Source organism: Sphingomonas sp. (assembly GCF_965200135.1).
In the GTDB taxonomy this organism is placed as follows: domain Bacteria; phylum Pseudomonadota; class Alphaproteobacteria; order Sphingomonadales; family Sphingomonadaceae; genus Sphingomonas.
Genome location: NZ_CBDATK010000007.1, coordinates 79,553 through 93,153 on the forward strand (window position 1 = coordinate 79,553; position 13,601 = coordinate 93,153).

16 protein-coding genes, 1 tRNA gene and 1 pseudogene are annotated in these 13,601 nt (G+C 68.3%); 9 read left to right on the top strand and 9 right to left on the bottom strand.

Translation table 11 applies throughout. The annotated features are described in order from the left end of the window. Nucleotides 1-41: 41 nt before the first annotated feature. From ACOFKS_RS08480 to thiS, 4 genes are all read right to left on the bottom strand, one after another. Nucleotides 42-794 (bottom strand): GDSL-type esterase/lipase family protein, encoded by a 753-nt coding sequence (locus tag ACOFKS_RS08480; protein ID WP_419808809.1) that lies wholly within the window; start codon nucleotides 792-794, stop codon nucleotides 42-44. A 24-nt stretch (nucleotides 795-818) separates the two neighbouring features. Further along, nucleotides 819-1,724: an SMP-30/gluconolactonase/LRE family protein gene (locus ACOFKS_RS08485; RefSeq protein WP_419808810.1), complete on the bottom strand. Its 906-nt coding sequence runs from the start codon at nucleotides 1,722-1,724 to the stop codon at nucleotides 819-821. Between the two features lie 178 nt (nucleotides 1,725-1,902). Then, a complete protein-coding gene (locus ACOFKS_RS08490) occupies nucleotides 1,903-2,085 on the bottom strand; it encodes a CsbD family protein (protein WP_419808811.1) in 183 nt (60 codons plus the stop codon). A gap of 75 nt (nucleotides 2,086-2,160) precedes the next feature. Beyond that, complete coding sequence (thiS, locus tag ACOFKS_RS08495) at nucleotides 2,161-3,195, bottom strand: sulfur carrier protein ThiS (RefSeq protein WP_419808812.1); 1,035 nt, start codon at nucleotides 3,193-3,195, stop codon at nucleotides 2,161-2,163. Nucleotides 3,196-3,252: 57 nt separating this feature from the next. On the opposite strand from thiS, the gene ACOFKS_RS08500 reads away from it, so the two are divergent. The 6 genes and pseudogenes from ACOFKS_RS08500 (at nucleotide 3,253) to arsC (ending at nucleotide 7,056) form a co-directional block, all read left to right on the top strand. Beyond that, the gene (locus ACOFKS_RS08500; RefSeq protein ID WP_419808813.1) at nucleotides 3,253-3,936 is read left to right on the top strand and encodes a DUF1223 domain-containing protein; all 684 of its coding nucleotides are present in this window, start codon (nucleotides 3,253-3,255) and stop codon (nucleotides 3,934-3,936) included. Between the two features lie 11 nt (nucleotides 3,937-3,947). Next, complete coding sequence (gene aroQ, locus ACOFKS_RS08505) at nucleotides 3,948-4,379, top strand: type II 3-dehydroquinate dehydratase (protein WP_419808814.1); 432 nt, start codon at nucleotides 3,948-3,950, stop codon at nucleotides 4,377-4,379. A gap of 12 nt (nucleotides 4,380-4,391) precedes the next feature. Further along, nucleotides 4,392-4,862 (top strand): acetyl-CoA carboxylase biotin carboxyl carrier protein, encoded by a 471-nt coding sequence (gene accB, locus ACOFKS_RS08510; RefSeq protein WP_419808815.1) that lies wholly within the window; start codon nucleotides 4,392-4,394, stop codon nucleotides 4,860-4,862. Next, nucleotides 4,862-6,215, top strand: a pseudogene (accC, locus tag ACOFKS_RS08515) (acetyl-CoA carboxylase biotin carboxylase subunit). The gene accB and the pseudogene accC overlap by 1 nt, the downstream one beginning before the upstream one ends. Beyond that, complete coding sequence (locus ACOFKS_RS08520) at nucleotides 6,191-6,718, top strand: hypothetical protein (RefSeq protein ID WP_419808816.1); 528 nt, start codon at nucleotides 6,191-6,193, stop codon at nucleotides 6,716-6,718. Before accC ends, ACOFKS_RS08520 begins: the two are co-directional and overlap by 25 nt. Then, nucleotides 6,715-7,056: an arsenate reductase (glutaredoxin) gene (arsC, locus tag ACOFKS_RS08525; protein WP_419809275.1), complete on the top strand. Its 342-nt coding sequence runs from the start codon at nucleotides 6,715-6,717 to the stop codon at nucleotides 7,054-7,056. Before ACOFKS_RS08520 ends, arsC begins: the two co-directional genes overlap by 4 nt. A gap of 140 nt (nucleotides 7,057-7,196) precedes the next feature. Here arsC and ACOFKS_RS08530 read toward each other — a convergent pair whose 3' ends face one another. After that, nucleotides 7,197-8,156 carry a hypothetical protein gene (locus ACOFKS_RS08530; protein ID WP_419808817.1) on the bottom strand — a complete coding sequence of 320 codons (960 nt, stop codon included), beginning with the start codon at nucleotides 8,154-8,156 and terminating at the stop codon, nucleotides 7,197-7,199. 245 nt (nucleotides 8,157-8,401) lie between these two features. On the opposite strand from ACOFKS_RS08530, the gene ACOFKS_RS08535 reads away from it, so the two are divergent. Together ACOFKS_RS08535 and glnA are read left to right on the top strand one after the other, a co-directional pair. After that, nucleotides 8,402-8,740 carry a P-II family nitrogen regulator gene (locus ACOFKS_RS08535; protein ID WP_419809276.1) on the top strand — a complete coding sequence of 113 codons (339 nt, stop codon included), beginning with the start codon at nucleotides 8,402-8,404 and terminating at the stop codon, nucleotides 8,738-8,740. 137 nt (nucleotides 8,741-8,877) lie between these two features. Continuing rightward, on the top strand, nucleotides 8,878-10,290 hold the full coding sequence (gene glnA, locus ACOFKS_RS08540; RefSeq protein ID WP_419808818.1) for a type I glutamate--ammonia ligase: 1,413 nt from the start codon (nucleotides 8,878-8,880) through the stop codon (nucleotides 10,288-10,290). Between the two features lie 390 nt (nucleotides 10,291-10,680). On the opposite strand, the gene ACOFKS_RS08545 is transcribed toward glnA, so the two are convergent. Next, nucleotides 10,681-10,929 carry a hypothetical protein gene (locus tag ACOFKS_RS08545; protein ID WP_419808819.1) on the bottom strand — a complete coding sequence of 83 codons (249 nt, stop codon included), beginning with the start codon at nucleotides 10,927-10,929 and terminating at the stop codon, nucleotides 10,681-10,683. Between the two features lie 124 nt (nucleotides 10,930-11,053). Here ACOFKS_RS08545 and ACOFKS_RS08550 point away from each other — a divergent pair, with 124 nt between their 5' ends. Then, the gene (locus ACOFKS_RS08550) at nucleotides 11,054-12,349 is read left to right on the top strand and encodes a M20/M25/M40 family metallo-hydrolase (protein WP_419808820.1); all 1,296 of its coding nucleotides are present in this window, start codon (nucleotides 11,054-11,056) and stop codon (nucleotides 12,347-12,349) included. A 7-nt stretch (nucleotides 12,350-12,356) separates the two neighbouring features. Here ACOFKS_RS08550 and ACOFKS_RS08555 read toward each other — a convergent pair. The 3 genes from ACOFKS_RS08555 to ACOFKS_RS08565 form a co-directional block, all read right to left on the bottom strand. Next, nucleotides 12,357-12,433: transfer RNA gene (locus ACOFKS_RS08555), tRNA-Met, on the bottom strand. A 58-nt stretch (nucleotides 12,434-12,491) separates the two neighbouring features. After that, nucleotides 12,492-13,013 carry a 2'-5' RNA ligase family protein gene (locus tag ACOFKS_RS08560; RefSeq protein ID WP_419809277.1) on the bottom strand — a complete coding sequence of 174 codons (522 nt, stop codon included), beginning with the start codon at nucleotides 13,011-13,013 and terminating at the stop codon, nucleotides 12,492-12,494. Further along, a complete protein-coding gene (locus ACOFKS_RS08565) occupies nucleotides 13,010-13,564 on the bottom strand; it encodes a TM2 domain-containing protein (protein ID WP_419808821.1) in 555 nt (184 codons plus the stop codon). The genes ACOFKS_RS08560 and ACOFKS_RS08565 overlap by 4 nt, the downstream gene beginning before the upstream one ends. Nucleotides 13,565-13,601: the final 37 nt, after the last annotated feature.

The window sequence follows — 13,601 nt, forward strand, 5'->3', positions numbered from 1 at the left end:
CCAGCGATTAGGCGGACCCGCCCCGCGCGGTCAACGCCCGGCTATCGCACCCATCGGCGAACGTCGGCGCTGATCGCATCGGCCCAGATCTGATAGCCCCGTGCATTTGGGTGCAGACCGTCCGGCATGATCTCGGTGGATAGCGTCCCGTCGGAGCCGAGCAGCTTGGCGCCGATATCCCGGTAGAACACCGTTCTCTCGTCGCCGAGCCGCGCGATCCGCGCGTTCGTGTCGCTCACCGCAAGCCGCAGCGGGTCCTCGGGCCGGGCGGCGCGTGGGAAGATGCCGAGCAGCAGGATCTTGCTCCGCGGCAGCTTGCGCCGGATCGCCTCGACCACGCCCGCGACCCCATCGGCCGTTTCCGCCGGGCTCATGCGGTTGGCATTGGCGAGGTTGTTGGTGCCGATCATCAGCACGACCAGCTTGGGCCTGATTCTATCCAGCTCGCCATGCTCGATCCGCCACAGCACGTGCTGCGTTTCGTCGCCGGCGATGCCGATATTGTAAGGCCGATAGCGTCCGAAATACCTATCGAAGATCGCGCGCTGGGGATCGTTGCGCCACCAGTCGGTGATCGAATCGCCGACGAACACCAGGTCCGTGCCGCCGGTCCGGATCAGCGCATCTCTGGTCGCAAGAAAGGCCAGGTGCCGATCGCCGTCCTTCTCCACCGGCACCCGGCCGCGATGCAGCGTACCGCTCGCGGCGGTCTGCGCGGGTGCCGGCGCGGGGGACAGCAGCGCGCCGAGCATAAAGGCCGCCGTCGCGGCGATCGCCAAGGTTCTGATTGTCATTCCGCTTCTCCTTCGAGAAAACCGTCAAGCCGAGTAGTGCAAGCGCAGCCCCGGTCGCGGCCACCGCGTCTTGACCAGCCGCCCCGTGCCCGAGCACGTCACATACGCATCGCACATGTCGTCGCCGCCCCAACAGATGTTGGTGGTGAAGATGTCGTCCGTGGCCACGAACTCGACCAGCTCGCCCGTCGGCGAGATCACGCTGATCCCGCACTCGCCGATCGTCGCGACACAGATGTTGCCGCATTCCTCGACGCCCAGCGAGTCGAACCATTTGCCGCCCGCCGGACGATAGAGCGGCATACCCGAAGGCGACGCGATCTCGCCCGGCCCGGTCACGTCGAACGCCATCAGCCGGCAGGTGAACGTTTCCGCCGCGTAAAGCCGCTTGCCGTCGGGCGACAGGCCGACGCCGTTCGGGTTCTCGGACGGGAAGATTACCTCCTTCAGCAGGCTGCCGTCGGCCCTCGCATAGAAGATGCCCGTTCGATCGCGCTCGCGTTCGCGCGTCTTGCCGTGGTCGGTGAACCAGAAGCCGCCCGCGTCGTCGAACACGATGTCGTTGGGTCCGCGCAGGGAGCAGCCGAAATCGCCATCGCGATACAGCACCTCCATCGTGCCGGTCGCGAGGTCGATCCGCTCGATCCGGCCGCCGGAATAGTCGTCGGGCTGACCACCGGGCGCAAGCAGGCCGTTGTTTTCGTGATAGACGAAGCCGCCATTGTTGCAGCAGTACAGCTTGCCGTCCGGCCCGATCGCCAAGCCGTTGGGGCCGCCACCCGGGGTCGCGATCACGTCCTTGGCGCCGTCCGGACGGACGCGGGTGATGCGGCCCTGCTCGATCTCGACCAGCACGATCGAACCATCCGCCATCGCCACCGGCCCTTCCGGAAAGCGCAGCCCGGTCGCCACCGTCGTCCACTCGACCATCGCCGCTCTCCTGTCGGTGTCCTCGTCCGGGCCACCTGTCCTGGCGACCACCCAAGCACCGCGCGATCCGCTTGGCAATCGCATGCAGGCCCAAACGACGAAGCCGCCCCGGTTTCCCGAAGCGGCCTCGTTCGCGTGCTGTCATACCGGTGGCGACGCCACCGACACGATCGCCCGATTAGATGTCGTCGCCGAGCGCGCCCTTGACGCTGCCCTTGACGTGCTGGGCCTTGCCCGTCGTCTCCTGCGCGGCGCCTTCGGCGGCCAGGCTGGGATCGTCGCTGTTCTTGCCGATCGCCTGCTTGACGTTGCCGATCGCCTCGTTGGCCGCGCCCTTGATCTTGTCGGTCAGTTCGCCCATCGTACTCACTCCGTGCTCACCGGCGGGCTCGATCGCCCGTCAGAATCATAACGGATCGGTCGCACACGGGTTCCATCAGATCAGGCCCGCTAACGGGCTCGACGGGTCGGCATAGCGGCGTCGCCCCATCCGTCCAGCGCGATAGGCGAGCCGCCCCGCCTCGACCGCCGCGCGCATCGCCGCCGCCATCATCACCGGCTCCTTCGCCTCAGCGATCGCGGTGTTCATCAGCACCCCGTCGCAGCCCAGCTCCATCGCCACCGCCGCATCCGATGCGGTGCCGACGCCCGCGTCGACCAGCACCGGCACGCCCGCGCCCTCGACGATCAGCCGGATCGTGACCTGGTTCTGGATGCCCAGCCCCGACCCGATCGGCGCGCCCAGCGGCATGATCGCGACCGCACCCGCCTCCTCCAACTGCTTCGCCGCGATCGGATCGTCGACGCAATAGACCATCGGCTTGAAACCCTCACGCACCAGCACCTCGGTCGCCTTCAGCGTCTCGCGCATATTGGGATACAGCGTCCGCGCCTCGCCCAGCACTTCCAGCTTGACCAGATCCCATCCCCCCGCCTCGCGCGCCAGCCGCAGCGTCCTGATCGCGCTGTCCGCGTCGAAACAGCCGGCGGTGTTGGGCAGATAGGTATAGCGTTTGGGATCGATGAAGTCGGTCAGCATCGGCGCGTTGGGATCGGTGACGTTGACGCGCCGCACCGCCACCGTGACGATCTCCGCACCGCTCGCCTCCAGCGCGGCGGCGTTCTGCGCGAAATCCTTGTACTTCCCCGTCCCCACGATCAGCCGCGACCGGAACGTCCGCCCCGCCACCGTCCATGTATCGGCATCGACCGCCCCGAGATGGCCGCCACCGCCGCCCGCGACCGGATGGTCGCCACCGCCGACGAAATGCACGATCTCCAGGTCGTCACCGTCCTCGACGCACACCTGCGCCAGGGTCGATCGCGGCACCACCTCCAGGTTCCGCTCGACCGCGACCTTCTCGGGCACCAGCCCCATTTCCGTCGCCAGCTGCGCCAGCGTCAGCCCGGCGACGACACGTTTGTGCTCGCCATTGACGGTGATCGATACGGTGCCGTCGGTATGTGCCATGACTTCCATCTAGGGACCGGCACGACTAGGGCCAACCACAAACCGGGAGAGCCGCCGATGAAAAGCCTGCTTGTCTGCGCCGCGCTGCTGACGCTGCCGGCATCGGCGCTCGCGGCCGATCCGCGCAACCCGACGGTGGTGGAGCTGTTCCAGAGTCAGGGCTGTTCGTCGTGCCCGCCCGCACTCGCCAACGTCAACGCGCTGGCCGACCGGGCCGACGTGCTCGCGCTCACCTTCGCAGTCACCTATTGGGATCAGCTCGGCTGGAAGGACACGCTCGCCAGCCCCGCGTTCACGGCCCGCCAGTGGGACTATGCGCGCGCCGCCGGTCGTGGACAGGTCGCGACGCCGCAGACCATCGTCGACGGCCGCACCGCGATCAACGGCGGCAACCGTACGGAACTGGAGCGCACGGTCGCGGCGGCGCATCGGTCGGCGCGGCCGGTGCTGTCGCATAGCGGACAGACGGTGACCGTCGGCGGCGCGGCGGCGACGGCGCCCGCGACGATCTGGCTCGTCCGCTACGATCCCCGCACGATCCAGGTCGCGATCCGCGCCGGCGAGAACGGCGGCAAGACGCTGGCGCACCGCAACGTCGTGCGCGCGCTGGTGTCGCTCGGCACCTGGCGCGGCGCGGCGGTCCGGGTGACGGTGGCGCCGTCGCCCGATCCGGCTTGGCGCACTGCGATCCTCGTGCAGCAAACCAACGGTGGCCCCATCCTCGCCGCCGGCCGACTGTGAGCGCGCCCGCCATGCCCACCGTCTTCGTCCTCAACGGGCCCAACCTCAACCTGCTCGGCACCCGCGAGCCGGAGATCTACGGGTCCGACACGCTCGACGACATCGCCGGGCAGCTGGAGGACCGTGCCCGCGAACTCGGGCTCGACATCGACATGCGTCAGTCGAACCACGAGGGCCATCTGGTCGACTGGCTCCACGAGGCGCAGGCGCGCGACGCCCGCGCGGTGATCCTCAACGCCGGTGGCTTCACCCACACCTCCGTCGCGATCCACGACGCGATCAAGGCGGTCCGCACCCCGGTGATCGAGGTCCACCTGTCCAACCCGCACGCCCGCGAGGCATTCCGCCACGTCAGCCTGATCGGCCAAGCGGCGCGCGGCACGATCGCGGGGTTCGGCGCCTTGTCCTACCTGCTCGCGCTTGAAGCCGCGGCGCGGTTCTGACAGACACCTGCCATGGCAGACCGCATGAATATCGACCTCATCCGCCAGCTCGCCGAGCTGCTGGACCAGACCAGCCTGACCGAGATCGAGGTGGAGGACGAGGGCGTCCGCATCCGCGTCGCGCGCACCGCCGCCGCCGTGGCGGCCCCCGCGCCGACGGTGGTGCACCACGCCGCGCCTGCGGCCGCCGCCCCGCTCACGGGTGCCCCGGCAGCGGCGGAGGTCGGCGCGTCGGCACCCACGCCCACCGCCGACGCGGTCAAGTCGCCCATGGTCGGTACCGCCTATCTTTCCGCCGAACCCGGCGCCAAACCCTTCTCCCAAGTCGGGCAAAAAGTCGCGGCCGGCGATACGCTGCTGATCGTCGAGGCGATGAAGGTGATGAACCCGATCGTCGCGCCCACCGGCGGCACCATCACCGCCGTGCTCGTCGAGAACGGCCAGCCCGTCGAGTTCGACCAGCCGCTGATCGTGGTGGAATAGTGCGGAAGATCAAGAAGCTGCTGATCGCCAATCGCGGCGAGATCGCGCTGCGCATCCATCGTGCCTGCCACGAGATGGGCATCCAGACCGTCGCGGTACACTCCACCGCCGACGCCGACGCGATGCACGTCCGCCTCGCCGACGAGGCGATCTGCATCGGGCCGCCCGCCGCCGCCGACAGCTATCTCAACATCGCCAACATCATCTCCGCCGCCGAGATCAGCGGCGCCGACGCGATCCATCCCGGGCTACGGCTTCCTCAGCGAGAACGCGCGGTTCGCGGAGATCGTCGAGCTCCACAACATCATCTTCGTCGGGCCCAAGCCCGAGCACATCCGCACGATGGGCGACAAGGTCGAGGCAAAGCGCACCGCCGGCGCGCTGGGCCTGCCGCTGGTGCCCGGCTCCGATGGCGCGGTGTCGGACGCCGACGAAGCGCGCGCGATCGCCGAGCGGATCGGCTATCCGGTCATCATCAAGGCCGCGTCGGGCGGCGGCGGGCGCGGGATGAAGGTCTGTACCGGCCCCGACAGCCTCGAAACGCTGATGCAACAGGCGGGCAGCGAGGCCAAGGCGGCGTTCGGCGACGCCACCGTCTATATCGAGAAATATCTCGGCGATCCGCGCCATATCGAGTTTCAGATCTTCGGCGACGGCAACGGCAACGCAATTCATCTCGGCGAGCGCGACTGCTCGCTCCAGCGCCGCCATCAGAAAGTGCTGGAGGAAGCGCCCTCCCCCGTCATCACCGCCGAGGAACGCGCCCGGATGGGCGGCATCGTCGCCGGCGCAATGGCCGACATGGGCTATCGCGGCGCGGGCACGATCGAGTTTCTGTGGGAAGGCGGCGAGTTCTACTTCATCGAGATGAACACCCGGCTCCAGGTCGAGCACCCGGTCACCGAGATGATTACCGGCCTCGACCTCGTCCGCGAACAGATCCGCATCGCCGAGGGCGAGTCGCTGTCCTGCGCGCAGGATCAGGTCCAGTTCCGCGGCCACGCCATCGAATGCCGCATCAATGCCGAGGACCCGCGCACCTTCGCGCCGTCGCCCGGTCTGGTGACGCAGTTCCACGCGCCCGGCGGCATGCACGTCCGAGTCGATTCCGGCCTCTACGCCGGCTATCGCGTCCCGCCCTATTACGATTCGATGATCGCCAAGCTGATCGTCTACGGCACGACTCGCGAACGCTGCCTCGCGCGCCTGCGCCGTGCGCTGGAGGAGTTCGTGATCGAGGGGGTGACGACCACCATCCCGCTCCATCAGGCGCTGCTGGACGAACCCGATTTCCAGCAGGGCGATTACACGATCAAGTGGCTGGAAACGTGGCTGGCGCAACAGGGCGCCTGATCGTCATCGCGCTCGCCTGCGCGGTGGCGGGCGCGGGTGCGGTGGCGGCGTACGACCCGGTGCAGGCGCTCGCCGGGCGCTACGGCCGTGGCTTCGCCAACGGCATGGTCGACGGATCGCACTATCGCAGCGAGAACATCGCCGAGATCGTGCCCGTCGACGCCGCCCACGCCTATCTCCGCTTCGACCTGCAGTTCTACAACGGCCACAGCTGCGGCCTGGCCGGGATCGCGACACGGCGGGGCGACGCGCTGGTCTATACGGGCCGGCCCGAAGACGGATGGATCGACGGCCGCCCCTGCACGCTGACCGTCCGCCGCCAGGGCACGACTCTGGTGTGGGACGACGCGAACGGCACCTGCAAGGCGGAGTGCGGCGCACGCGGCAGCTTCAGCAACGGCGCCCTGCCGTGGTCGAGCAAACGCCCGATCCGCTACCTCGCCCGCCTGAAGCGCTCGGTCGAGTATCGCGAGGCGATCGCCGAGTGGCGCGAGCAACGGTGAAGGCGACGATCTACCACAATCCACGCTGCTCCAAGTCGCGCGAGGCGCTGCGGTTGCTGGAGGAGGGGCGCGCGCAAGTGACGGTCGTCGAATATCTCAAGACACCGCCCACGATCGCCGAACTCCGCCGCCTCTACGCCCGCGCCGGGATGAGCGCGCATGACGGTCTTCGCCGCGCCGAGCCGAACGCCCGTCACCTCGCCGACGCGGACGCGGACGAACCGACGGTACTGGAGGCGATGCTGGTCAACCCGGCGTTGATCGAACGCCCGCTGGTCGAGACCGACAAGGGTGTCGTCCTCGCCCGGCCGCCGGAGCGCGTGCAGGAAGTCCTCTGATCCTCGTCATACCGGACGCTCGTCATCCCGGCCTTGAGCCGGGACCCCGCTGCTTCTTCCGAGTGCGAGGCGCAGCGGGGCTCCGGATCGACCGCCCGACGTGACATGCGGATCGTGAAGTTCCGCGCTGCCGACGCGCCTCAGCCGCCGTATGCCCGCCCCGACTGGATCAGCCGCTGCCGTGCCGTATCGCCGGGCACCGCGATGTGCACCGCCGGATCGTATTCGCGCCCGATCGCCGCGCTGCCGGGCGGCACCCAGATGTTCACCACCGTGTTGGTATAGCTCACCGGCAGATAGCGGACCCAGTAACCGTCCGGATGCTGGCTCCAGCGTCCCGCCGGGATCGCCTGGCTCCCCGGCCCGCGCCCGACGCGGCCGGACAGGACCGCGACGCGCTCCAGCTCGCCATAGCTCGCGCCCGACGCGAACATCCCGCGCAGCTGCGCCTCCGCCTGCGCGATCTCGCGCAACGGGCTGGGCAGGTTGTTCGCGATCGGTCCGCTGTTGAGCACGTCCAGCGCGCTGCGGTTGAGCGACGCCAGCTGGCGCTGCGACAGCAGCTGGCTCGCGACCAGGCGATGTTCGTTCGACAGGTCCTCGAACCGCGCACGCGCGACGATCGCCCACAACAGCGTCTGGATCGTCCGCTGCGGGATCTCGGGATGCGCGACCGAGTTGCGGACGATCGTCATCACAGCATCCTGCGCCGACCCCTTGGGCGGCGCGTAGAGATAACCCTCGCCCCCGCCCGGCCCGTGCGTGCCGGCATGGAGGCAATAGCTCTGGTCGTGGAACTCGTAGGAACCGGGCTGGAGCACGAAGCCGCCATTGGCCATCCGCCGCAACCCGGTCAGCGGTCGGCGCGGGCCGGGCGGCGCCCAGCCGTCCTTGGCGGGATCGCCCCACACCGCGTCGGGCAGGCTGGTCGAGATCGGCTCCCGGCCGCTCATCAGCCGCGGCGCCGCCGCGCGCGCGCCGAGCCGCCCCAGATTGCCCAGGCTGCCGAACTGCGCCGTCGCCGCACCGGCCATGATCGGCCCGGTCCCCAGCAGCAGCAGCGCGGCCAGCGCCGCCCCCACGAAACCCCGTTTGCTCACGCGCTCCCCCCGTATCGGTGTTGGACGACGCGACCCATGCCTTCGTTATCTTGCCGAACCTATACCGGCCCGCACCGCCGCGCCAGATGCCCGACGATCAGGCAGCGACGAGGGCGCTGCCCGCTTTCCGAGCACCTCTAACGCGACGAATCGCCATTGCCCGAGCGGGCCGCTGCTGGCACGTTCCCTGCAACGCGCCCGGCCGGGCGAGGGCAGGTGACAGGTCTGATGGGGCGAGCATTTCCGTGAAGAAGATCGAGGCGATCATCAAACCCTTCAAGCTCGACGAGGTGAAGGAAGCGCTGCACGAGATCGGCGTGTCCGGCATCACCGTCACCGAGGCCAAGGGCTTCGGCCGGCAGAAGGGCCATACCGAACTCTATCGCGGCGCCGAGTACGTCGTCGACTTCCTGCCCAAGGTGAAGCTGGAAGTGGTGGTCGAGGACGGCCTGGCCGAACGCGTGGTCGAAGCGATCGCCGCCGCCGCGCAGACCGGCCGCATCGGCGACGGCAAGATCTTCGTCATCCCCGTCGAAGCCGCCCTGCGTATCCGCACCGGCGAAAGGGACGACGCCGCGATCTGAGCATTTTCGACGACCCACTCTCCGTCATGCCGGACTTGATCCGGCATCCCGCTACCTCGACGAGAGCATGAATGCGGATCCCGGCTCAAGGCCGGTATGACGAACTCAAACATCGGCAAGCAACAAGGAACCGGATCATGGCCACCTCCGCCAACGACGTGCTGAAGAAGATCAAGGACGAGGAGATCGAGTGGGTCGATCTGCGGTTCACCGATCCCAAGGGCAAGTGGCAGCACCTGACCATGGTCGCGTCGCTGCTCGGCGAGGACGAGTTCACCGACGGACTGATGTTCGACGGCTCGTCGATCGAGGGCTGGAAGGCGATCAACGAGAGCGACATGACGCTCAAGCCCGATCTGGACGCGGTCTATACCGACCCGTTCTCGGCGACGCCGATGCTCATCATCTTCTGCGACATCGTCGAGCCCGGCACCGGCGAACTCTACGCGCGTGACCCGCGCTCGACCGCCAAGCGCGCCGAGGCCTACCTCGCGTCGACCGGCATCGGCGACACCGTCTATGTCGGCCCCGAGGCCGAGTTCTTCATGTTCGACGACGTGCGGTTCGAGAACAGCTACTCGACCAGCTACTACAAGATCGACGACATCGAGCTGCCGGGAAATTCGGGCCGCGAATATGAGGGCGGCAACCTCGCCCACCGGCCGCGCGCCAAGGGCGGTTACTTCCCCGTCGCCCCCGTCGACTCCGCGGTCGACATCCGTGGCGAAATGGTCTCGACGATGATCGAGATGGGCCTGCCCTGCGACAAGCATCACCACGAGGTCGCGGCCGCGCAGCACGAGCTGGGCCTGACCTATGGCACGCTGACGCAGACCGCCGACCGGATGCAGATCTATAAATATGTCGTGCATCAGGTCGCGCACGCCTATGGCAAGACCGCGACCTTCATGCCCAAGCCGATCAAGGAAGATAACGGCTCGGGGATGCACACGCACTTCTCGATCTGGAACAAGGGCGAGCCGAGCTTCGCCGGCAACGGCTATGCCGGGCTGTCGGACATGTGCCTGTACTTCATCGGCGGCATCATCAAGCACGCCAAGGCGCTGAACGCCTTCACCAACCCGTCGACCAACAGCTACAAGCGGCTGGTGCCGGGCTATGAAGCGCCGGTGCTGCTCGCCTATTCGTCGCGCAACCGCTCGGCGTCGTGCCGCATTCCCTACGGCACCGGCGCCAAGTCGAAGCGCGTCGAGGTCCGCTTTCCGGACGCGCTCGCCAACCCGTATCTCGCCTATGCGGCGCTGATGATGGCCGGACTCGACGGCATCCAGAGCAAGCTCCATCCCGGCGAGGCGATGGACAAGAACCTGTACGACCTGCCGCCCGCCGAATTGGCCGAGGTGCCGACCGTCGCCGGCTCGCTGCGTGAGGCGCTCGACTGCCTCGACGCCGATTTCGAGTTCCTGCTGCGCGGCGACGTGTTCACCAAGGATCAGCTCGACGCCTATGTCGAGGTCAAGCGCGCCGAGGTCGCCCGGTGGGAGATGACCCCGAGCCCGGTCGAGTACGACATGTACTATAGCGGTTGAGACCGGCGACGCCCGGCCGGTGCGGCGGCGCAGCCCGCCGCACCAGCGCTATCGGCCGGCCTCGCCAAGGCGAGGTCCGACGTCACGATGGGGCTTTGCCGCAGAGCCCTGGCCGGACGGCTGCTGGAATAGGTAGCCTGACGTAGCCCTGGAGCACCGCCTGATTCGACGCAGGTCGTTGTGGATCTAACCACAACGATGGGCGTTGGACACCGACGCGCCCTTACCCTAACGCAAAGACGTAGGCGATCAACCCACTATGGTCTCGATCGATCGGCAGAACGCGAAACGCCCGGCGGAGGTGACGGTAGCGCCGCTCCGCCACTTGGCCTCAACAAAAAAGGGGAGCCCCGCAGGGCTCCCCTCCTAATTCGCCTAAGCGGCTAAAGCTTAGTTGCTGTCCGAGTCATCGTCATCCGACGCGACGATCACGATCGCCACGACGACCGCGATCGCGGCGGCGATGGCGATGAACGCGCCGCCGCCGGCCAGATCGCTGTCCTTGGTGGTCGCGGTGCCGGCACGCGCCGAATGTGCCACCGACAGGCTCGCAGCCGGATTGGCCGAAGCGGCCATCGCCGGCACCGTCGCCAGCGAGGCGATGGCGGCAGCCGTCATGATCTTGTTGAACATCTTCATATAAGTTCCCCTTGGTCGTCACCAGTGTCGCACGGTCCTAAGCACCGGTGGCCGGAAAAGGCAATACGGTAAACGTCTTACCGTCATGGCTTTTCTCACGGCGGCGTTCCGCTAGGCTGGAGCGATGCACCTTTCCTTGCTGCCCGCCGCACTGTTGCTCGCCTCGCCGGCGCTTGCCGACCATCAGCCCGTCGAACGGCTCCGCGCCGCCGTCGCCGCCGATACTGCGCGTAACGAGGCCCTGCTGCAGCGGCTGGTCGACCAGAATTCGGGCACGCTCAACCGCATCGGGGTCCGTGCGGTCGCCGAGATGATGCGCGCCGAACTGGAGCCGCTCGGCTTCAGCGTCCGCTGGGTCGATATGGCCGCGACCGGCCGGGCCGGGCATCTGATCGCGACCCACACCGGCAACCGACGCGGCAGGCGCGTGCTGCTGATCGGCCATCTCGACACCGTGTTCGAGCCGACCTCCCCCTTCCAGCGCTTCGCACGCAACGGCAATCGCGCGACCGGGCCGGGAGTCGGCGACGACAAGGGCGGGCTGGTCGTGATCGTCGGCGCGCTGCGGGCGATGGCGGCGGCGGGCACGCTGCGCCGGGCGAACATCACCGTCGTCCTCACCGGCGACGAGGAACGTCCGGGCCAGCCGACGGCGGACGCCCGCGCCGACCTGATCGCCGCCGGCAAGCAGGCCGACGCAGCACTCGAATACGAAAACCTCGCCACCGAGGGCGGGGTGGAGGCGGGCACCGTCGCCCGGCGATCGGGCAGCGCCTGGGAACTCCGCACCACCGGCCGCTCCGGTCATTCCAGCGCGGTCGGGCGCGAGCTCGGCTGGGGCGCGATCTATGAAATGTCACGCATCCTCGACGCGTTCCGTCGCGAGCTGCCGGAGCCGAGCGCGACCTTCAACGTCGGGCTCGTCGCGGGCGGCACCCCCGCGGCGATCGACGACGCGGGCACCGCCGTCAGCGCCTCGGGCAAGACCAACATCGTCGCCTCGACCGCGATCGCTCGCGGCGATCTCCGCACGTTGACGCCGGAGCAGGACGATCGTCTCCGTGCGAAGATGGCGGCGATCGTGGCGCAGCACCTGCCCGGCACCGACGCCACCTTCCGCTTCTATGATTCGACCCCGGCGATGGCACCCTCGCCGCGCAACCGGGCGCTGCTGGGCGAGCTCAACGTCGTCAACCAGGAGCTGGGCCTGCCGATCATGCCCGAGTTCGACCCCGACAAGCGCGGCGCCGCCGACTCCGGCTTCGTCAGCGCCGATGTCGCGACGCTGGGGGGGCTGGGTGCAAGCGGCGGCGGCGCGCACGGCGAGGGCGAGTTCATCGCGCTCGACAGCCTGCCGCGCCAAGCGCTGCGTTCGGCGGCGCTGATCGGCCGACTGACGGCGCAGCGACGATCACGCTGACGAGGTTTGGTAGCGGAGGAGGGACTTGAACCCCCGACCCCAGGATTATGATTCCCGTGCTCTAACCAGCTGAGCTACTCCGCCAAACCTTGGGCGAAGCGGCGCCTATAAGGGCGCGCTCGCCCAAGGGTCAAGGGCGCGGTCAAGCGAACATGTGGCGGCTCAGCGGCTCCCACGGACCGCCGCGATACCACCATGCCCCCAGCCCGGCGACTTCGACGTCGCGCGGCACGAAATCGCGGGCGAGTTCGGCTAGCAGCAGCCTTGCGACGTTGGGGGTAACCTTGTTCTGCACCGTCACATGCGGTCGCCAGCCGCCTGCGTCCTGGGGCGTCAGCAGCCCCGCGAACGACGCCGCCAGCTCGGCACGCAGCGCCACCAGCGCCGGCGCCTCGATCCGAAACGCGACGCCGCGGCCCAGCGACATCAGCCCGCCCGCCCGCGCCTGCGGCGCCCGCACCCCGCGCGTGGCGGCGTTGAGCCGCTGCTTCAGCTCGGGCGCGACGGACGGCGGCAGGTGGTGGAACAGCGTCAGATGCGCATCGAGCTGGTTGCGCTCGGGCGGAAAATGCCGCTGCCGCAGCGCATCGAACCACGCCTGATCGCTCCGCCCGAACAGCGCCGACACGATGATCGGCGCCGCGACGGGAGTATCGTCGCTCAGAACCACGCCTTCTTGTGCCGGACATACAGCTCGTCGAACTCGGCATCGCTCTTGGTCAGATAGATGATCGCCTCGACGAAGCAGATGATGCTGATCGCCAGCAAGGGCAGGAAGCCGATGATGACGAAGCATAGAACGAATGAAACGAAGCTGCTGACCAGCAGGATCACGCCCTCGTTATTGTAGCCGAGGTAGAATTTGTGGATGCCCCAGCCGCCCAGGAACAGCGCCAGCAGTCCGGCGACGACGTGCGATTTGGGATAGGCCATGCCGGGATAGGGCTGTCCCGGATAGGGCGGCGGCGCCGACCCTTCGGGCGCCAGCCGCGCCGAGCCGGTATAGGGCTGGTTCGCGGCGACCGCCGGCAGCGGGTACACTCCCACCGCCGAGGTCCCGTCACTACTCTCGAAATCGACCGCGAGGCCGCCGACCGGCCCTGCCTCGCCGCCGCCGCGCCATTCGCCGGCGGCAAAGCTGTAGCGGCGTCCATCGGCACCGGAGATGACGCCGGTCGCGGTCGCCGCGTCGTAGCCCAGGATGGTTCCTTGCATCTGTCCGCGTGCCCCTTGCCTGTCGGCGGCAGCTAAA